Here is a 19,841-nt window from a genome sequence, read left to right on the forward strand (position 1 = left end):
CAGCAGCCGAAATTGGTAATAAAGTTTTCAGCATTTTAACATAATATCCCTTCCTTTTAAAATATTGTAAATCATTGGACGTTTACATTTAATTACATATACTTTATTTTAGAAATAAAGAGAGGTGTTCAACTTGGAAGAGTATTGCACTAAAACAATGGTCTATTTTACTTTATATGGAGATCACTTTCCATTGGAAGAATTCACAAAAGAGATAGGAATAAATCCAACGGACGCGTACAAACAAGGAGAAGAATTTATAATTGGTAAACATAAACTTGTAAGAGATGAAACTGCTTGGAGGCTTGAAACAGATGCTATACTAACTGATTTCCCCCAAGAACCCATTAACCAAATTATAGATTCCTTATTTGATTCTGCAGAAATCATCAAGAAATATAAGGAAAGGTTCAATTTGAAATGTCATATCATGACCGTTATTTACTTTAATAGTTATCAAACCCGAGGTCTTGTTATTAATCATAGGCTAATAGAATTTGCTCATAAAGTAGGCGCTGAATATCAATTTGACATTTATAACAATGTTATCGAATAGACAAAGAACTAAATTTTCTATAAAGTATCGGACTCTTTTCATTGAGATAGTGCGCTAAATGCCCTTATTAAGTTAAGAAAACATTCTCTACAACACACGCCAGTGAATACATCTATGCTAATTAATTCTGTTTACCTTGTATACATTTTAGACCTAATTCTAAAATTCGCTCGTATTCAATCGAATTCTCTAAAAACGAAAAAACGCCTGAAACATTGATATTTCAGCGTTTTAAACACTTTTAATATCGTTCTGTTTTAGGCGTTTTTTTCTTAATTACGTCCCAGGAGGGATTCGAACCCCCGACCGTACGCTTAGAAGGCGTATGCTCTATCCAGCTGAGCTACTGAGACATTGGTCAAACATGGAAATAATCATGAAAGACAATTATTATTATATGCACTTATTGGTAAACTGTCAATACTATTTGAAAAATAATTTATAAATGAATCAAAAAATTTAAATCGAATCGTTACTCTGATAAGGCATAGTTTTTTGTAAAGATTTCTTTCCCGTTATCTGTATAGCCTGTTACTTTCCACGTGTTATCTTCGAATTCTACAACGGCATAACTTTTTTCCGCAATTGCCCGTGGTTTTAATAAGCTTCCAGGATTCACAAATAATATATTATCCACTAACTCCGTACCTAATACATGGGAATGGCCAAAAAAGGCGACATCTGCCTCCACTTCCTTCGTACGGTATAGTAAATTCATAATAGTGGACTTCACATTTAACAAATGCCCATGGGCGACGAAAATTTTCACACCGTCTACTTCAAACAATTCTTCATTTGGGAATCGGTCGTCCCGGTCACAATTACCGCGCACTTTTTTTACACCATCTAAATAAGGATGATCATAGGAAAGTTCACTATCTCCACAATGTACGATCGCATCGACTTGTGGATTGGCTTCCCTTACCCTTTTAATCACTTCCTCATCTCCGTGGGTATCACTCATTACTAATAAACGCATCATTCCACCTCCTAAAAGACCATCCCAACCATCACTATATGCATGAAGTTATTTTCATATACTTAATTTAAATGGAATATTCCCCGAAACACACTATTTCGGGGACCCTTATTATTTTAATTAACCTACTTTACCAAGTTTGGTAATTCTGCTGCCAGCTTACGAATAGCATTTCCACGATGGGAAATCGCTCCTTTTTCTTCTGGTGTTAATTCTGCCATGGCACGGTCTAGTTCTGGTACAAAGAAAATTGGATCATAACCGAAGCCATTTGTTCCCCGTCTTTCATGTAAAATTACACCCTCACATGTACCGAATACTGTATATGTATCCATATTTGGTCCAGCGATGGCTAATGAACAGCAGAAACGGGCAGTGCGTTTTTCGTCCGGTACGCCTTTTAGTTTTTCCAGTACTTTCACAATGTTTGCTTCATCATCATGGTCGCCAGCATAGCGGGCAGAATATACGCCAGGTTCGCCTCCTAGGGCATCTACAGCTAGTCCACTATCATCGGCTATGACTAGTTTTCCAAGCTGTCTAGCAAGCGTCTCAGCCTTTAAAATGGCATTTTCTTCGAAGGTTGTTCCTGTTTCTTCAATTTCTAAATCAGGCGCTACTTCAAACATCGTTACAACTTCGTAACCAAGGGGTGTAAACAATGCTTCGAAGTCCTTCGCTTTCCCTTTATTTTTTGTTGCAATCACAACTTGTTTCATTATGCTTCCTCCTTCGTTGAACCAACTAAGTTTGCTGCTTCTCCAAGGGCATTTTTTTGTAAGGCAATTAATTCGGCAATTCCTTTTTCACCTAAATCTAATAATTGATTTAACTCATCACGGGAGAAGGTTGCTTCTTCTCCTGTTCCTTGGATTTCCACAAAACGACCAGAACCAGTCATTACTAAGTTCATATCGACTTCCGCAGAAGAATCTTCCACATAGTTTAAATCTAATACAGCACCAAGTTCCCTAACAAATCCAACACTCGTTGCAGCTAAGTAATCAACGATTGGGAATTTAGGGAAAGGTTTTTCCTCGTGAATTTTTGCTAATGCTTGTGTTAACGCAACAAAAGCGCCTGTAATGGATGCGGTACGTGTCCCACCATCAGCTTGAATAACATCACAATCAATCCAAACAGTTTTTTCACCTAATGCTTCTAAATCAACAATGGCCCGTAATGCTCGTCCAATTAAACGTTGTATTTCCATCGTCCGGCCATTTACTTTCCCACGAGAAGAATCGCGTTGAGTTCGTTCTGCTGTGGCTCTTGGCAGCATTGAATATTCCGCTGTTATCCATCCTTTTCCTTGGCCACGTAAAAATCCTGGAACTCTATCATCAATTGTTGCTGTACAAATGACCTTTGTATTGCCTACCTGAATAAGGACAGATCCTTCAGGGTGCATTAAATAATTCGTTTCAATTGTAACAGGTCTTAGTTGTTCTACAGCTCTACCATCATGTCTTGTCATGTTAATCCTCCTCGTTGCTTCGCGAAACCCATCTTATCATAATTTATTTTAATTTTCGAGTGGATGCGAATACTAGTGACCTTTGTATTGTTTTTCAAAATAAAAAGCTCGAAAGTAAAAATACTTACGAGCTTCTTAACTATTGGCATGCTAATGGTGCAAAAAAAGATATTACCAATGAAGTAAGTTTAAAGTTTTATACGGCGTATATCTAAATGATTTGACTCTAACCAATTTGTAGCAATCGTTCGAAAAATTGGGACAGAGCCGGTTGTGAAAAACTTATGATAAGGTTCTTCTACCGAAGTATTCAATTGATTATAATACTCTAGTAAATCCTTTACTTCCTTTGCCGTTTCTTCCGCAGAGGAAAGGACAAATACATCCGGCCCCACTACTTTTTCGATATGATGCTGGATAATTGGATAGTGGGTACATCCTAATATAACGGTATCAAACTGTTTATTGGCTAGCGGCTTTAAACCTTTTGCAACTAAGTCGAATGCAAACTGTCCTTCATATTCGCCACTTTCTACAAGGGGAACGAACGTCGGACACGCAAGAGGAATTATTTTCGCCTTCGTACTTAAAGAAAGTAAGGCATTTTCATATGCCCCACTTTTAATAGTACCTTCTGTTGCAAGTACGACGATTTCATTTCGTTTCGTTTTTTTCTCTGCCGCCCTCGCCCCTGCATTAATCACACCGACTACCGGAATCGACATTTTCTTCTGCAAGCTCTCCAACGCGACAGCTGTTGCTGTATTACATGCGATGACGAGCATTTTAATATGCATCTTTTCTAATGCTTTAGCCATTTGCCATGTAAAATGTAACACTTCTTTTCTATTCCTTGGTCCATAGGGACATCTTGCAGTATCACCAATATAATAGATTGTTTCATTTGGTAAAACCTTCATAATTTGCTTTGCAACTGTTAAGCCGCCAACACCTGAATCAATAACGCCTATCGGGGCATTCACAAAAACCGCCTCAATCCTGTTCCATTTGTAAATGTAATTTGTGTAGTAATTTCGATAACATGTCAACTTCTTCTTTATCAAAATCAACTAATAACTCTTGTAAGTAATTTTGTCTTTTTTCAATCACTTCTTCGATGATTCTTTCGCCTTCTTGAAGTAAATGAATGTGTACAACTCGGCGGTCTTGATCGTCACGAATACGCACTACTAATTCATTTTTTTCCATACGATCGACTAAATCCGTCGTCGTACTAAAAGCTAAATACATTTTATTCGATAATTCTCCAATTGTCATATCGCCCGATTCATGTAACCATTGAAGCGCTATAAATTGCGGAGGTGTAATTGTGTAATTACTGAGTATTTCCCTACCCTTTTGTTTTATCAAATTCGAAGTAAAGCGAAGTTTCTTTTCTAAATATGCTATCCTATCTTTGCTATGCCTTTCGTCATTCCTCATCTAGTGCAGTCACTCCTCAAGAATCAAATCAGTCTCAGCGACTTTTGAACCTGTGTGAACACTTAGGAACAAAAACTGTTTGCTGAATAAAATTGCTTTAACTCTATTTTGAAGTGTTTTGGACGAAATAGCAAGCATCCAATCAATGAAGTGATAATTCTTCTAGCCTTAATAATTCAATCAATGCTTGTGATCTACTGGATACGCCCAGTTTCTGAATCGTGTTTGAAATATGATTACGCACCGTTTTTTCGCTTATGCCCAACTTTTGCGAAATATCTTTAGTTGAATAATCCAAGATAAGTAACTGGAATATTTCCCGTTCTCTTTTCGTCAAAAGCGAACGATGCTGCGGGCTATTCATAAGGCAACACCCTCCTATCTCCTCTTCTATGTAAAGTATGATAAGAGTTTAAAGGCTGTGAGGGCATTTTAACTATTTCCCATGCAATATTAATTTTTCTTTTTCATCCCATGGAATTGGTTTTCCTGAAGCTTTATCGATTTGAACAATCGTGCCTCTACCCGTGAAACATGGTTCGTTATTTTCGTTTTTTGCTAGATAGTGAATATCGATGGATGAGTTTCCGATTCGTGCTGCCTTTACATAGATTCGAAGAGTTTCATCAAAATATACTTGTTTTAAATAATCACATTGTAAATCCGCCACAACAGGAATTTTCGTTATTTCCCCTGTGAAGCTGGCAAAACCTAAATATTTCAAAAATTCAATCCGTGCATATTCAAAATATGCAAAGGTTACCGTATTGTTCAAATGTCCAAACATATCGGTTTCCGAAAATCTTACCTTTACCTCGACATAAAATTCGAATTGTTCCTCCCATTTTTGTGGATCTTCAATATAACTTGCTTTCATGTTCGATAACCCCTTCCCCTTTATTTTCCCTATTCTCCCTTTATCATTTTGCTATGGCCATTGAACTAGTAATTCAGCTCGGAAAAGCCAACGGTCATAACTTCTTTTAAGTCCACACAATCATGATGATCCCAATTGGAATCCATCAACTGAATTTAGTGAAACTTAAGGAAGTAAAATGAATAGCGGTTCATTAAATTATAGCAAATCTAGTCCATTTACATAAAGGGGGAGCCGTGACCTTTTTGTCTATGTCGACATTCTTTGAACTAAATTTACGCCATTCGACAAAAAAGTTCCTTTGACTCTACTGAAATGAATGGAAAACAAATAGAAGAAATTAACGATCAAATGTTACAACCCTTTCCTCTGTAACATCGTTCTATCTTATGCAAGACATAATAAAAAGGGTATCTAAAAGTCATAAAAAGACTTAGATACCCTTCATATTTTTTGAAAAGGATTTGTTTCCTATTTCTCCTTCTTCAAGAAGCCAAATGATTAGTCAACCATGTGGTCTGAACCGAAGAAGTTACGGAACATTTGAACAGTTGTTGCACGGTTAAGTGCTGCAATAGAAGTTGTTAATGGAATACCTTTTGGACATGCAGCTACACAGTTTTGTGAGTTACCGCAGTTTGCAAGGCCACCATCACCCATAATTGCATTTAAACGTTCGTCTTTAATCATTGCACCTGTTGGGTGTGTATTGAATAGACGTACTTGTGATAATGGAGCTGGTCCGATGAATGAAGCTTTTTCAGACACGTTTGGACATGCTTCCATACATACACCACAAGTCATACATTTTGATAATTCATATGCCCATTGACGTTTACGTTCTGGCATACGAGGACCTTCACCTAAATCGTAACTTCCATCGATTGGAACCCAAGCTTTTACTTTTTTAAGCGCATTGAACATACGGCTACGGTCAACTTGTAAGTCACGTACAACTGGGAATGTTTTCATTGGTTCTAAACGAACAGGTTGTTCCAATTGATCAATCAATGTTGAACAAGATTGACGTGGACGACCATTAATAACCATTGAACATGCTCCACATACTTCTTCAAGACAGTTCATATCCCAAGTTACAGGAGTAGTTTTTTGTCCATCAGCAGTAACAGGATTTTGTTGAATTGCCATTAATGCAGAGATAACGTTCATACCTGGACGATAAGGGACCTCAAATTTCTCCCAGCGAGATTGTCCACCTTCAGTATCTTGACGAAGGATTTCCATTTTAACAGTTTTTCCAGTTCCTACTGCTGTTGTCATGATTAATGACCCCCCTTATGTTTATGAAGAATAGTCACGTTTACGTGGCGGAATTAGAGAAACGTCTACTTCTTGATAAGAAATTTCAGGTTCGCCAGTTTGTGGGTTGAACTTCGCCATTGTTGTTTTTAAGAAGTTCTCGTCATCACGCTCTGGGAATTCTGGTTTGTAGTGAGCCCCACGAGATTCGTTACGTAAAAGTGCACCTTTCGTAATAACGCGTGCAAGGTATAACATGTTTTTCAACTGACGAGTGAAGTGAGCCCCTTGGTTACTCCATTTTTGAGTGTCGTTGATATTAATGTTTTCCCAACGTTGTAGTAATTCAGTAAGTTTATTATAAGTGTATTCAAGTTTGTCGTTGTAACGAACAACAGTTACGTTGTCAGTCATTAACTCACCAAGCTCTTTGTGTAAAAGGTATGCGTTTTCAGTACCATCCATTTTAAGGATAGCATCCCATCTCTCTTGCTCTTCTTTTACACGAGCATCATAGATTGATTGAGGAAGATCTTCCGCATGTTTCTTTAAGCCTTTTACATATTTAACAGCGTTAGGTCCAGCAACTGAACCACCATAAATCGCTGAAAGTAATGAGTTAGCACCTAGACGGTTTGCACCATGTTGTGAATAATCACATTCACCGGCAGCAAATAGACCAGGAATTTCAGTCATTTGATCATAATCTACCCATAGACCACCCATTGAGTAGTGAACAGCTGGGAAGATTTTCATTGGTAATTTACGTGGGTCATCCCCTACGAATTTTTCATAAATTTCGATGATACCACCAAGTTTAATATCTAACTCATGTGGATCTTTATGAGAAAGGTCAAGGTATACAACGTTTTCACCGTTAACACCTAATTTTTGGTTAACACATACGTCGAAGATTTCACGAGTCGCGATATCACGAGGTACTAAGTTACCATATGCAGGGTATTTTTCTTCTAAGAAGTACCAAGGTTTACCATCTTTATAAGTCCAAATACGTCCACCTTCACCACGTGCAGATTCAGACATTAGACGGTTTTTGTCGTCTCCAGGAATCGCTGTTGGGTGAATTTGAATCATTTCACCGTTTGCATAAGATGCACCTTGTTGGTAAACAATCGATGCAGCAGAACCAGTGTTAATGATTGAGTTTGTTGATTTACCGAAGATAATACCAGGACCACCTGTTGCCATAATAACAGCATCAGACCGGAATGAACGGATTTCTTCTGTTTTCATATCTTGAGCTACGATACCACGGCAATGACCTTCGTCGTCAAGAACAACGCCAAGGAATTCCCAATGTTCGTATTTCGTTACTAAACCATCTACTTCATAACGACGAACTTGCTCGTCCAACGCATAAAGTAATTGTTGACCAGTAGTGGCACCAGCAAATGCTGTACGGTGCATTAACGTACCACCGAAACGACGGAAGTCTAAAAGACCTTCTGGCGTACGGTTGAACATAACACCCATACGGTCAAATAAGTGAATGATACCAGGAGCGGCATCACACATTGCTTTAACAGGTGGTTGGTTCGCTAAGAAGTCCCCACCATATACTGTATCGTCAAAGTGGATCCATGGAGAATCCCCTTCACCTTTTGTATTAACTGCTCCATTAATTCCGCCTTGCGCACAAACAGAGTGTGAACGTTTTACGGGAACTAATGAGAATAATTCAACTTCAGTGCCTTCTTCGGCTGCTTTCATCGTAGCCATTAAGCCTGCTAAACCGCCACCTACGACGATGATTTTGCTTTTCGCCATGATTATTCCTCACTCCTCTTTCTTTGCTATAAAACTGCCAGGAAATGTTACTATGTTATTATACGAATGCTAGAATTGCAGCAACACCAATGATACTTAATAGAACGAAGAAGATCATCGTTACATAAGTTGCAACCTTTTGTGAACTTTTCGATTGTGTAATACCCCAGCTCACTAAGAATGACCAAATACCGTTTGCTAAGTGGAATGTAGCAGCTAAAATACCTAAAATGTAGAATGCTAACATAAACGGATTAGCAACGATTTCTTCCATCATATTAAAGTCAACATCTGCACCAAGAGCTTTTTGGATACGAGTTTGGAAGATGTGCCAAGCAATGAAAATAACAAGGAATACTCCCGAAATACGTTGCAACATGAACATCCAGTTACGGAATGTCCCGAAGCGCTGTATGTTTGAAGTGGCAGTAAAAGCAATAAACACACCATATAAACCGTGGAATAGAATTGGTATGTAGATTACTACCCACTCAACAATTAACAATAGCCAATGTGGAACCAATTCCATAATCCCTATTGAATTGTTGTAGTTTTCTTCTCCACCAGTAGCAGTGAAGTTCAGTGATAAGTGAAACACTAAGAACAGACCTACAGGAATAATACCTAATAGTGAATGTAAGCGTCTCCAGTAAAACTCATGATTTTTTGACAAGACTATTACCCCCCCTAGTACTTTTAAATACCCGAGCCAATTTCACTTCACGATTTTGTAAAGGTTCATAGATTGACTGTGTATTTCATAATGGTACAATATTATGACATGTCCATTGTACTCTCAAGAATTACGAGCGTCAAGGTTGCATACAATTTTTTATCTCATCATTTCATTAAAAAATATGCGCTATCTCGGTAGAATTTTCTCTTTTAAAGAATATTTTACTTTCTTATACTAAATAATGAAGAAATTAAGAAAGAGGTAATTTTAAAATGACTCACATCCACAACACTGTCCCAGCATTTGGCTACGAAATTATTCGAGATTATTTACTTCCTACCATTCTTGGAAAACATGAAAAGGATGTTCTTTACTGGGCAGGGAAAGATTTAGCCCGCAAATTTCCATGTACTGATATTCAGCTCATTATCTCCTTCTTCCAAGACGCAGGTTGGGGCGTTTTAACCCTTGATAAAGAGGAAAAGGATGGCTACATATTTCATCTAACAAATGACGCCGACTTATTAAAAATCGAAGAACGTTCCTTCCGACTAGAAGCAGGCTTCATCGCTCAACAAATTCAAGCATTACAAGGTTGTCTTACAGAATGTTTCGACGAAAAACGCGAGAAACAGCAACAAGTCGTCTTCACACTTAAATGGGATAAAAAAGAAAAAGTAGATTAATTCCTACATATTATAAAAGCCAATTCCAAAGACTACTCCCCTTCCATATCGACATGAAAGGGGATATCTATGGAATTGGCTTTTTAATTTACGTACTCTTCCACTAATTGAAACTCATCATGTAACACATTTGCTGCCCGGACCATTTCATCTTGCGGTACGACAACGGATACTTTAATCTCCGACGTACTGACCATTTTCACTATTATATTTTCTTTGCGTAATCGATCAAACATTTGGGCAGCGACACCTGGATTGGAAACCATTCCTGAACCAACAATTGAAACTTTTGCTAAGCCTACTTCAAAATCGGCAAAACTAAATCCTAATTGGGCTTTATTTTGTTCTAACACTTTAATAGCTTCAGCAAAATCTTCTTTTGCAATGGAGAAAGATACGGTTGGTTTCACTCCATCGATAGCTGCTTGAACGATAATATCTACGTCGATGTTAAACTTTGATAGAGTCATAAAAATATTCGCTAGAGAGGAATTTTCATAGGAATCAAAACCTACTGTTAACCGAATAATGTCTGCTTCATATGCTACACCACGAACAACTCTATTTTTCTCCATTTTTACCTCTCCTTTTATCCATGTCCCCTCGACATCGTTTGTGCTAGATCGAACGACGATCGGCATTTCATATTTTTTCGCTAGTTCCACTGCCCTCGGATGAACAAAAGTAGATCCTAAATGGGCCAGTTCAAGCATTTCATCATAGGTCACTTCTTTTAGTTTCCGAGCTTCCTTTACAACCGAGGATTCGGCTGTGTAAATTCCATCCTGCTCAGTTAATATTTCAACATATTCCGCATCTAGAACTGTACCAATGGCAATTGCTGTCGTTTCTGGACCGCCTTCCCCTAAAGTCCACAAATCTTTATATTGATCATAACCTTGAGAACCTGCCACAATAGCTATTTCCCCGTTATGTATCCGTTCAAGAAGAAAATCGTGGTGTATTTGTTCAATTAATATATTTCCATTGGACTTCACCGCTTCTATTCCTGCCTGCCAACCAGAAAGGGAAACTGCCTTACATCCTTTCTTTTCTAGTACAATCGCTAGTAAACTACTAGCAACTTGCGTGTTAATCGCTTTTAGCGCATGACTTTCTCTATCAGCAATTCTTTCGGTAAAAATCGACGAATAAGGAAGTAATTTTCCTTCTAGTAATTCAATAGAAGGAACAACTACTATAGTATTTTTTCCATTGTTTCGATGCTTTAAAATTCGTTCCGCTAGTTTATCAATTCTTTCCGGTGTTAAAAGGGAAGAACTGTCGACTTTCACTACAATTGTCTCCATTGGTACACACTCCTTTTACAACTTTCGAAAAAGTGTATTTTTCATCAATTCAGAAAACTTATACATTCATTATACCATTTCAAAATAAAAGCAGCTTCTCACTGAGTGTGAAAAGCTGCCTCAAAAATATACCGATCGGTAAAATCTTTTATGAGATAGCCCTCCAGAATCACTCTGACTGATTCTGACAGTCTTACACTTCTTAAATGCAAAACCAGCAAATAAATCTGAACAATGGATTTATCGCTTCGGCAAGTCTCCCTTTCACCACCTTTCCTAGGAATTGTTCATCCTCCAGATGGTTACTATTGAACCTTGCACCTCTATCATGTTCGTATTCATATTTAAACTTACAATAGCACACCGTTATTCCTTTGACAATGTGTCTTTATGAAAGTGATTGTAGATAGCCATTGCTGATGAACTTGGAATATGGGCTTCCATTAATTGCTCTATCGATGATTCTTTTATTTTCTTAATAGAACCGAAATGTTTCAGCAACTGTTGTTTCCTTTTCGGTCCAACCCCTTCAATGCCATCCAAGACGGATTGGATCGCATTTGTTTGATGTTGTTGACGTAAAAATGTAATTGCAAAACGATGGACTTCATCTTGAATACGTTGTAATAAATAAAATCCATCACTCGTTCTTTTCATTTCCACTGGGATTGGAGGTTCTCCGTACAATAATTGGGATGTATTATGTTTATCATCCTTTGCTAAACCTGCAATGGGAATGAATAATCCTAATTCATCTTCAATTACCTCCCGCGCCACTTCCATTTGCCCTTTCCCACCATCAATAATAATTAAATCTGGCAATGGTAAGTTTTCCTTTAACACCCTTGTATAGCGACGTCGAATTACTTCTTGCATAGCACCATAGTCATCGTGCTTAGCCGTTTCCCGCAATTTATATTTCCGATATTCCTTTTTTGCCGGTTTTCCATCGATGAACACGACCATTGCCGACACAGCATCCGCTCCGTGCATATGGCTATTATCGAAGGATTCAATTCGAAGAGGTGGGGCTATGTTCATGGCATTACCTAATTCTAAACAAGCCCCAACAGTTCGTTCTTCTTGCCGTTCAATTAATTGGAATTTTTCTCGAATGGCAATTTGAGCATTTTTCGTAGCTAAATCGACCAATTCCTTTTTCGAGCCTCGCTTCGGCGTAACAACTTTCATTTGTAAATAGTTTTCTAATAACGATTTTTCCACATTCGTCGGAATGAAAATTTCCTTCGGTTTAATATGCTCAGGTATATCGTAAAACCGACCGATAAACGTTTGGAATTCCTCTTCTGGTTCCCGGTATATTGGAAAGATGGATACATCCCTTTCAATTAATTTCCCTTGGCGTACAAAAAAGACTTGAACACACATCCACCCTTTTTCAACTGCATATCCAAAAATATCCCGGTTCGATAAATCACCCGAAACGATTTTTTGTTTTTGCATAACCGTTTCAATATGGGCAATTTGATCTCTATATTCCTTTGCCCGTTCAAATTCTAAATTTTCCGCTGCATCGAGCATTTTCTGTTGTAACTCTTTTTTCACATCTTCAAATCCACCATTTAGAAACTTTGTAATTTCCTCAATCATGTCATCATAAACATGTTCTTCAATCTCCTTTACACAAGGAGCTAAACATTGTCCTAAATGATAGTATAGGCAAACTTTATTCGGCAGTTTCATACATTTTCGTAACGGATACAACCGATCAAGCAGCTTTCTTGTTTCATTGGCTGCCCCTGCATTCGGATAAGGACCGAAATATTTCGCCTTATCCTTTTTAACTTTCCGTGTAATTAAAATGCGTGGATGTTTTTCATTCGTAATTTTTATATACGGATAGGATTTGTCATCTGTCAACATGATGTTATATTTCGGGTCATGCAATTTAATTAAATTTAATTCTAAAATTAAAGCTTCCAATTCACTGGATGTGACAATGTATTCGAAGTCTTCAATTTCACTTACTAACAGCTGGGTTTTACCATCATGGGAGCCGGTGAAATAGGAACGAACACGGTTTTTCAGGATTTTAGCCTTTCCAACATAAATAATCGTTCCTTGACGATCCTTCATTAAGTAACAACCAGGCTCATCGGGTAAAATCGCCAATTTATTTTGAATTGTTTCATTCATTTATATCACCCTAATAAGGTTTTTATATTCATTATAAAGGTTTAAAGAGGCAGATGGGAGAAATAATAAGAAACTATAAAGGAAAAAATGGCGTAAAAAAGGGATTTAATAAAAATGAAAAAATCTGCGCGACTCCTTTGGAAACAGCATTATGCTAATAACCGTGGAAAGTAAGCAGATTTTTAAAGGATAGGATGTCTTTTCTGACATACCTTTTTGTTTTCAAAAGAAATGTCCCAAAGATGAAAACCTTTGGGACAAGTATATTATTTGTGGTTGTTAATGAACTCAACTAATGCTTCTTTTGGTTGGAATCCAACAGTTTTGCCTTTTAATTCGCCATCTTTGAATAATAATAAAGTTGGGATAGACATTACTTGATATTCCGCAGCAGTAGCTTGGTTGTTATCTACATCAAGTTTTGCGATTTTTACTTGATCTCCGATTTCAGCATCGATTTCTTCTAAAACAGGAGCGATCATTTTACATGGTCCACACCAAGTAGCCCAAAAATCAACTAAAACAACGCCTGAAGCGATTTCTTCTGAAAAGTTTTGATCTGTTACATGAACAATTGCCATTTAAATAGCCTCCTTAAACTAACATCTGAATGTAGTATAGCACGATAGAAAAAATAGGAACAGTAAAGTGAACTCAAATTGAAATATAAAATTTACAATTTTTTTAGAATGCTAAATAAATAGACATTCGTAAAGCTATTCATAAAGAAAAACCTTACCTGTATTTTGGCAAGGTTTTTAACAAATTATCCATTAAGAATTTACTTTTAACGCTTTAAATTCTTCCACTAACATTGGAACGACTTCGAATAAGTCACCAACAATTCCGTAGTCAGCTACTTTGAAAATGTTAGCTTCTGGGTCTTTATTAATTGCTACAATCACTTTTGAATTAGACATACCGGCTAAATGTTGAATCGCACCTGAAATACCGCAAGCAATATAAAGATCCGGTGTCACCACTTTACCAGTTTGACCAATTTGTAGTGAATAATCACAATAATCTGCATCACATGCTCCACGAGAAGCGCCGACTGCACCGCCAAGTACATCAGCTAATTGTTGTAACGGTTCAAAACCTTCCGCCGATTTTACTCCGCGTCCACCTGCCACAACTACCTTTGCTTCTGATAAATCAACACCTGTAGAAGCTTTACGCACTACTTCTTTAATGATTGTACGTAAATTTTGAATGTCTACAGTTAGGGTTGCAACATCACCTGTACGACTTGCATCTTTTTCTAAAGGAGCGATGTTATTTGGACGAATCGTCACAAAGACAATACCATCTTTAATTTTTACTTTTTCAAAGGCTTTACCAGAATAGATAGGACGGATGAATAAAGCATCCTCTCCAGAACCTTCGATTTCTGTAACATCGGAAATTAAACCTGATTGTAATTTCGATGCAATTTTAGGTGATAAATCTTTACCTAGAGATGTATGTCCAAAAACAATCGCTTCAGGTTTTTCTTCCTCGTATACTGCTAAAAAGGCTTGGCTATACCCATCAGAAGTATAAGATTTTAAATGTGGATGCTCTACTGTAACTACTCGGTCTGCACCATAAGCGATTAATTCACTAGCTAATGAAGTAACGCTTTCTCCTAAAAGTACCCCTACAACTTCAGCGCCGTCAGCAATTTGTTTTGCCGCTGCAATTGCCTCAAAAGATACATTACGTAAAACACCATCTCGAACTTCGCCTAACACTAACACTTTGTTTGCCATATGATGATCCCTCCGATACCGTCTTTGTATTTTTAGACTACTTTTGCTTCTGAATGAAGTAAGTTCACAAGCTCTTTTACTTGATCTGCAAGCTCACCTTCTAAAACACGACCAGCTGCTTTTTGAGGCGGTAAATAAATATCTACTGTCTCCACTTTTACTTCTACATCGTCTTCATCAATGTCTAAATCATCCAGTTCCAACTCTGCAAGTGGTTTTTTCTTCGCCTTCATAATCCCTGGTAAAGATGGATAACGAGGTTCATTTAACCCTTGTTGAGCTGTTACTAACAACGGTAAGGAAGTTTCAATAATCTCTGAATCTCCTTCGATATCACGAACAATTTTCACATTTGTCCCATCAATCTCTAAATCTGTAATCGTTGTTACATAGTTAATACCTAGTAAATCGGCAACGCGAGGACCGACTTGACCAGTTCCCCCATCAATTGCCACATTACCAGCTAAAATTAAGTCAACCTCTTTATCTTTTAAATATTCTGCTAGAATAACTGCAGTAGAATATTGATCTAATTCATCTAAATCATCTTCTGTATTAATAAGGACTGCTTCATCAGCACCCATTGCCAAAGCAGTTCTTAGTTGCTTTTCAGCATCTTCGCCACCGATTGTCACTACGGTTACTTTACCGCCATTTGCATCGCGCAATTGGATTGCCTCTTCGATGGCATATTCATCATAAGGATTGATGATAAATTCTGCCCCATCATCTTGAATTTTCCCATTGGCAATGACAATTTTTTCTTCAGTGTCAAACGTGCGTTTTACTAGTACAAAAATGTTCATTTCCCTAACCTCCTAAATGCGATTATCAGGCTGAATTCACAACCCATTTTTTATTATTTAAAGAAATTACTTACCTGAAAAAGTTGGTTTGCGTTTTTCAATAAATGCTTGTATTCCTTCTTTTGCATCTTCTGAATTAAACACGGAACCAAAACTTGCAGATTCTGCTTGAACACCATCATAAAAGCCTTTATGTTTACTATATTGCAACATATCAATCGTTGCCTTTAAGGCAATCGGACTTTTCGTAGCTATTTTTTTAGCAATCTCAATCGTGTTGGATAATAAGTCATCCACAGGGAAGCTTCGAGTTGCTAACCCCCATTGGACTGCCTCAACACCAGTAATTGGCTCACTTGTAAAGAGCATTTCCGCTGCTTTTGCTACTCCAACATAGCGTGGTAGACGTTGTGTTCCAGCAAAACCTGGAATTAAACCAAGCTGCAATTCTGGTAACCCAAGCTTTGCATCTTCAGCTACATATCGAATATGACAGGCCATAGCAAGCTCTAATCCACCGCCTAACGCAGCGCCGTGAATGGCTACGATAACAGGTTTGGAGAACGATTCTAAACGTTCAAATACTTGTTGTCCATTGCTAGCAAGTTTTGAAAACTCTTCTCCTGAAGATACTTCGGTAAATTCTTTAATGTCTGCACCGGCAGAGAAGAAACGTCCCTCACCGTGAAGAACAATGACACGAATCGCATCATCGTGTTCAACAGCGCTTAACATTTCATCGACTTCATGAATTAAGCCCTTTGATAATGCATTGGCAGGTGGTCGTTGAATTGTAACAATTGCTACCCCTTCTTCAACTTTCCAAGTTAGAAATTCCATTCTCCCACTCCCTTTGTAACAAATATGCTTCAGTTCATTGTACGTTTATATTTAATCGGCCATTACCCCTACTGAAACATCGTTAACCTTTTAAACCGTTTAACAGCAATTGTCTTACTTTCGGTGCTGTTTCGATTAAATCGTATCGGAACTCATTCATGACCCAAGTTGTAATGGTTTCATCAATCGTTCCAAATACCATTTGGCGAGCAATTCGAACATCCATCGTCGAGTTAAACTCCCCTTTTAGCATTCCTTCCACTAAAATCTCATCAAGCAGTTTTAAATACTCTTTTAAAATCGAGTTAATTTTTAACCGGAGATCTTTGTTTGACTGCCTTAACTCTAATTGCGTGACAGTTGCAAGGTGGCGATCATTTGCTAAAACGTTAAAATGATTATCGATCATCTGAGACAATTTCTCTGTTGAAGATTCCCCATTTTCAATAATCTCGCGTAAATTCTCAACGAAAACACCCATTTTCTCACGAAAGACAGAAATCAAAATATCTTCCTTATTTTTAAAATATAAATAGATTGTTCCGTCTGCAACGCCTGCTTGTTTCGCAATCTTTGAAACTTGGGCTTGATGATAGCCGTTTTCAGCGATTGCAATAACGGCAGCATCAATGATTTGTTTATATTTGGGTTTATCTCGTTTCATGTTGTCACCACCAAAAATACAAAAATATGAATGACTATTCATTCATATTTTTATATTATAATTTATAAAACTTTCTGTCAATAAAACCTATTCATTTATTTCGCTTGTAATTCCGCCATTTTTAATTTTTCTTCTTCAACTAATGAACGTCTTAATATTTTTCCGACTGTCGTTTTCGGTAATTCTTTACGGAATTCATATTGTCTCGGTACTTTAAAAGCTGCCAAATGTTCACGACAATATTTATTTAATTCTTCCTCTGTGACGTTTTTCCCTTCTCGTAAAACAATATAAGCCTTCACTGTTTCTCCACGATACGCATCTGGTATACCTGCTACAACACATTCTTGAATCGCTTCGTGTTCATAAAGTACTTCTTCTACTTCACGAGGATAAATATTAAATCCACCTGCGATAATAATATCTTTCTTCCGATCAACGACGTAGAAATAGCCATCGTTGTCCATATAACCTATATCTCCCGTTAAAAACCATCCATTTACGAAACTCATCGCCGTATCTTCTTGACGATTCCAATATCCTTTCATTACTTGTGGTCCTTTTATTGCTATTTCTCCGACTTCCCCAGGAGGTAGTAATTCTCCATCTGATGAGCGGATAATAGCTGCCTCTGTATCTGGCCAAGGAACACCAATAGAACCTTTTACCCGTTTATCCCAAATAAAGTTTGCATGGGTAACTGGCGATGTTTCGGTTAAACCGTAGCCTTCAACTAACTTTCCACCCGTTAACTTTTCGAATTTCTCTTGCACTTCGGCTGGTAATGGTGCAGAACCACTTAAACAAGCTTTTATAGAAGATAAATTATATTTTTCTAAATCTTGATAATTCAAAATTCCAATATACATCGTTGGTGCACCAGGGAATAAAGTTGCCTTCTGTTTTTCAATTGCTTTTAATGTTTGCTCCACATCAAACTTTGGTAATAAAACCATTTTGTTGCCTTTTAAAACCGATAATAGTAAAACCGTCGTCATACCATAAACGTGGAAAAATGGCAGGACACCTAATATAACTTCTTCTCCCGCCTTACATTGGTACATCCAAACATCACACATTTTCGCATTGGCAATTAAATTTTTATGGGTGAGCATAACTCCTTTTGGCGTTCCCGTTGTACCACCCGTATATTGCAGTAGGGCTAAATCTTCCTCGATATCAAATTCCATTTCGATCGGTGTTGCCTCACTCGTGCGTAAAACTTCCGTAAATAAATGGGTCAGTCCTTTATGCTCCACTTTTACTTGGAAGCCATATTGTTTTTTCTGAATGAAAGGGTAGACGAGATTTTTAGGAAATGGCAAATAATCTTTAATAGCCGTAATGATAACGTTTTCAATTTCAGTTTCTTTTAACACCTTTGTAATACGTGGATACAAAATATCCATTGCTAAAATGACTTTTGCTCCTGAGTCGGCCAATTGATATTGAAGCTCCCGTTCAGTATAGAGAGGATTTGTTTGGACAACGATACCTCCTGCAAATAACGTACCATAATAGGCAATAACAGATTGAGGACAATTCGGAAGCATAATAGCAACTCGATCCCCTTTTTCTATCCCTAGTCGACGTAAGTAATTGGCAAACTTCAAAGACGATTCATATAATTCTTTAAACGTAACATCTCTCCCCATAAAATGAATCGCCACTTTACTAGGATTTTGCTCATATGCATTCGTTAAAAAGCTTTGAACAGGTGTATTTTCGTAAGTCATGCTGTGAGGTATTTCTTTCGGATATTGGGAAAGCCAAACCTTATCAGTCATTCATAACTCCCCTTTGTTTCAAAGTTTTAAATTTTCTTACAATTATTATAATAGAAAAGAAAGACGCTTTCAAACTATTTTTACAAAACTTTCACTTTTTCGCTAGATAATGCGTTATTTTTTCTATTTTAAAAAGAAATTTAATAGAGTTGCAAATTTTGTAGAATGTTGACAAAAAACGTCCCTTTTTATTTTTAATATAGTATTTGTTTACGAAAAAAAGACTAATAGAAAACATTCTACTAGTCTTTAACCAATTGCTATATAGTGAATAAATAATAAATACCTACAATGACAAATAAAATACAGACAACGATTAATATTTTTGCTAATTTCTCCATCGATTCGCTCCTACCAAATACTTGCCCCAATGACATAAGAAAGCCCTAAGGAAATTGTAAATGAAATAAAACCTACAGACCGATTATCGCGGGCAATTTCATCATCCACTTTAAAACTAGGCGTTAAAAATTCAAATAAAATATACGCAAAAATTAAAAGAAAGAATCCGAACAATCCCCATCCAATCATTTCGAATAAAGTCGAATGTCGTTCAATTGAATATCTAAAAATATTACATACACCTAATATTTTACCACCCGTAGCTAATGCAACCGCAATGTTCCCCTTTTTGATTTCTTCCCAATTTTTATACTTTGTAATAATTTCGAATAATACCATGGAAACGATTAAGCAAAGGGCAACAACACTGAAGTATCCTGCCGTCTCTACTAAAGGGTGTTGCCAAAAATCCGAACCAAACAATCGAGTCACCCCTTCTTTT

The 19,841-nt window shown here is 37.2% G+C and carries 21 protein-coding genes, 1 tRNA gene and 1 riboswitch; of the genes, 2 read left to right on the top strand and 20 right to left on the bottom strand.

The window, feature by feature from the left end; translation table 11 throughout:
* Positions 1–133: 133 nt before the first annotated feature.
* A complete protein-coding gene (locus MHH69_RS12125) occupies positions 134–556 on the top strand; it encodes a DUF4279 domain-containing protein (protein ID WP_341362437.1) in 423 nt (140 codons plus the stop codon).
* A gap of 279 nt (positions 557–835) precedes the next feature.
* On the opposite strand, the gene MHH69_RS12130 is transcribed toward MHH69_RS12125, so the two are convergent.
* From MHH69_RS12130 to MHH69_RS12180, 11 genes are all read right to left on the bottom strand, one after another.
* Positions 836–909 (bottom strand) — tRNA-Arg (locus MHH69_RS12130).
* 119 nt (positions 910–1,028) lie between these two features.
* Positions 1,029–1,535 carry a metallophosphoesterase gene (locus tag MHH69_RS12135; protein ID WP_341362438.1) on the bottom strand — a complete coding sequence of 169 codons (507 nt, stop codon included), beginning with the start codon at positions 1,533–1,535 and terminating at the stop codon, positions 1,029–1,031.
* 125 nt (positions 1,536–1,660) lie between these two features.
* A complete protein-coding gene (locus MHH69_RS12140) occupies positions 1,661–2,254 on the bottom strand; it encodes an XTP/dITP diphosphatase (protein ID WP_122972355.1) in 594 nt (197 codons plus the stop codon).
* Positions 2,254–3,012: a ribonuclease PH gene (gene rph / locus MHH69_RS12145; protein WP_122972356.1), complete on the bottom strand. Its 759-nt coding sequence runs from the start codon at positions 3,010–3,012 to the stop codon at positions 2,254–2,256. Before rph ends, MHH69_RS12140 begins: the two co-directional genes overlap by 1 nt.
* Positions 3,013–3,200: 188 nt before the next feature.
* On the bottom strand, positions 3,201–3,995 hold the full coding sequence (gene racE, locus MHH69_RS12150; RefSeq protein WP_122972357.1) for a glutamate racemase: 795 nt from the start codon (positions 3,993–3,995) through the stop codon (positions 3,201–3,203).
* Positions 3,996–4,005: 10 nt separating this feature from the next.
* Complete coding sequence (locus tag MHH69_RS12155; protein ID WP_341362439.1) at positions 4,006–4,455, bottom strand: MarR family winged helix-turn-helix transcriptional regulator; 450 nt, start codon at positions 4,453–4,455, stop codon at positions 4,006–4,008.
* A 142-nt stretch (positions 4,456–4,597) separates the two neighbouring features.
* Positions 4,598–4,819: a helix-turn-helix domain-containing protein gene (locus tag MHH69_RS12160; RefSeq protein WP_036198757.1), complete on the bottom strand. Its 222-nt coding sequence runs from the start codon at positions 4,817–4,819 to the stop codon at positions 4,598–4,600.
* Between the two features lie 72 nt (positions 4,820–4,891).
* Positions 4,892–5,332 (bottom strand): acyl-CoA thioesterase, encoded by a 441-nt coding sequence (locus MHH69_RS12165; protein ID WP_122972359.1) that lies wholly within the window; start codon positions 5,330–5,332, stop codon positions 4,892–4,894.
* A 501-nt stretch (positions 5,333–5,833) separates the two neighbouring features.
* On the bottom strand, positions 5,834–6,613 hold the full coding sequence (gene sdhB / locus MHH69_RS12170; RefSeq protein WP_122972360.1) for a succinate dehydrogenase iron-sulfur subunit: 780 nt from the start codon (positions 6,611–6,613) through the stop codon (positions 5,834–5,836).
* A 21-nt stretch (positions 6,614–6,634) separates the two neighbouring features.
* Complete coding sequence (sdhA, locus tag MHH69_RS12175) at positions 6,635–8,380, bottom strand: succinate dehydrogenase flavoprotein subunit (RefSeq protein ID WP_122972361.1); 1,746 nt, start codon at positions 8,378–8,380, stop codon at positions 6,635–6,637.
* A gap of 58 nt (positions 8,381–8,438) precedes the next feature.
* Positions 8,439–9,053, bottom strand: coding sequence for a succinate dehydrogenase cytochrome b558 subunit (locus MHH69_RS12180; protein WP_122972362.1), 615 nt, complete (start codon positions 9,051–9,053; stop codon positions 8,439–8,441).
* A 275-nt stretch (positions 9,054–9,328) separates the two neighbouring features.
* Between MHH69_RS12180 and MHH69_RS12185 the strand changes: the two genes are divergently transcribed.
* On the top strand, positions 9,329–9,742 hold the full coding sequence (locus MHH69_RS12185) for a YslB family protein (RefSeq protein WP_122972363.1): 414 nt from the start codon (positions 9,329–9,331) through the stop codon (positions 9,740–9,742).
* Positions 9,743–9,825: 83 nt separating this feature from the next.
* Here the strand turns inward: MHH69_RS12185 and MHH69_RS12190 are convergent, their stop codons facing one another.
* The 9 genes from MHH69_RS12190 to MHH69_RS12230 all read right to left on the bottom strand — a co-directional run bounded on the left by MHH69_RS12190 (position 9,826) and on the right by MHH69_RS12230 (position 19,822).
* A complete protein-coding gene (locus MHH69_RS12190) occupies positions 9,826–11,052 on the bottom strand; it encodes an aspartate kinase (protein WP_341362440.1) in 1,227 nt (408 codons plus the stop codon).
* A 148-nt stretch (positions 11,053–11,200) separates the two neighbouring features.
* Positions 11,201–11,386, bottom strand: a riboswitch (Lysine riboswitch).
* A gap of 32 nt (positions 11,387–11,418) precedes the next feature.
* A complete protein-coding gene (uvrC, locus tag MHH69_RS12195) occupies positions 11,419–13,209 on the bottom strand; it encodes an excinuclease ABC subunit UvrC (protein ID WP_341362441.1) in 1,791 nt (596 codons plus the stop codon).
* A 266-nt stretch (positions 13,210–13,475) separates the two neighbouring features.
* Positions 13,476–13,790, bottom strand: coding sequence for a thioredoxin (trxA, locus tag MHH69_RS12200; protein WP_122973716.1), 315 nt, complete (start codon positions 13,788–13,790; stop codon positions 13,476–13,478).
* Between the two features lie 192 nt (positions 13,791–13,982).
* Entirely contained in the window at positions 13,983–14,960 is a 978-nt protein-coding gene (locus MHH69_RS12205) for an electron transfer flavoprotein subunit alpha/FixB family protein (protein ID WP_122973717.1), read from the bottom strand.
* Between the two features lie 32 nt (positions 14,961–14,992).
* Positions 14,993–15,766, bottom strand: a complete 774-nt coding sequence (locus MHH69_RS12210; RefSeq protein WP_122973718.1) for an electron transfer flavoprotein subunit beta/FixA family protein — start codon at positions 15,764–15,766, stop codon at positions 14,993–14,995.
* Positions 15,767–15,832: 66 nt separating this feature from the next.
* On the bottom strand, positions 15,833–16,606 hold the full coding sequence (locus tag MHH69_RS12215; protein WP_341362442.1) for an enoyl-CoA hydratase: 774 nt from the start codon (positions 16,604–16,606) through the stop codon (positions 15,833–15,835).
* Positions 16,607–16,688: 82 nt separating this feature from the next.
* Positions 16,689–17,270: a TetR/AcrR family transcriptional regulator gene (locus MHH69_RS12220; RefSeq protein ID WP_122973720.1), complete on the bottom strand. Its 582-nt coding sequence runs from the start codon at positions 17,268–17,270 to the stop codon at positions 16,689–16,691.
* A gap of 95 nt (positions 17,271–17,365) precedes the next feature.
* Positions 17,366–19,057: a long-chain-fatty-acid--CoA ligase gene (locus MHH69_RS12225; RefSeq protein ID WP_341362443.1), complete on the bottom strand. Its 1,692-nt coding sequence runs from the start codon at positions 19,055–19,057 to the stop codon at positions 17,366–17,368.
* Positions 19,058–19,408: 351 nt separating this feature from the next.
* Positions 19,409–19,822, bottom strand: coding sequence for a DUF350 domain-containing protein (locus tag MHH69_RS12230; protein ID WP_341362444.1), 414 nt, complete (start codon positions 19,820–19,822; stop codon positions 19,409–19,411).
* Positions 19,823–19,841 lie beyond the last annotated feature (19 nt).

The sequence above is a fragment of the Ureibacillus sp. FSL E2-3493 genome, assembly GCF_038077515.1.
GTDB lineage: Bacteria > Bacillota > Bacilli > Bacillales_A > Planococcaceae > Ureibacillus > Ureibacillus halotolerans.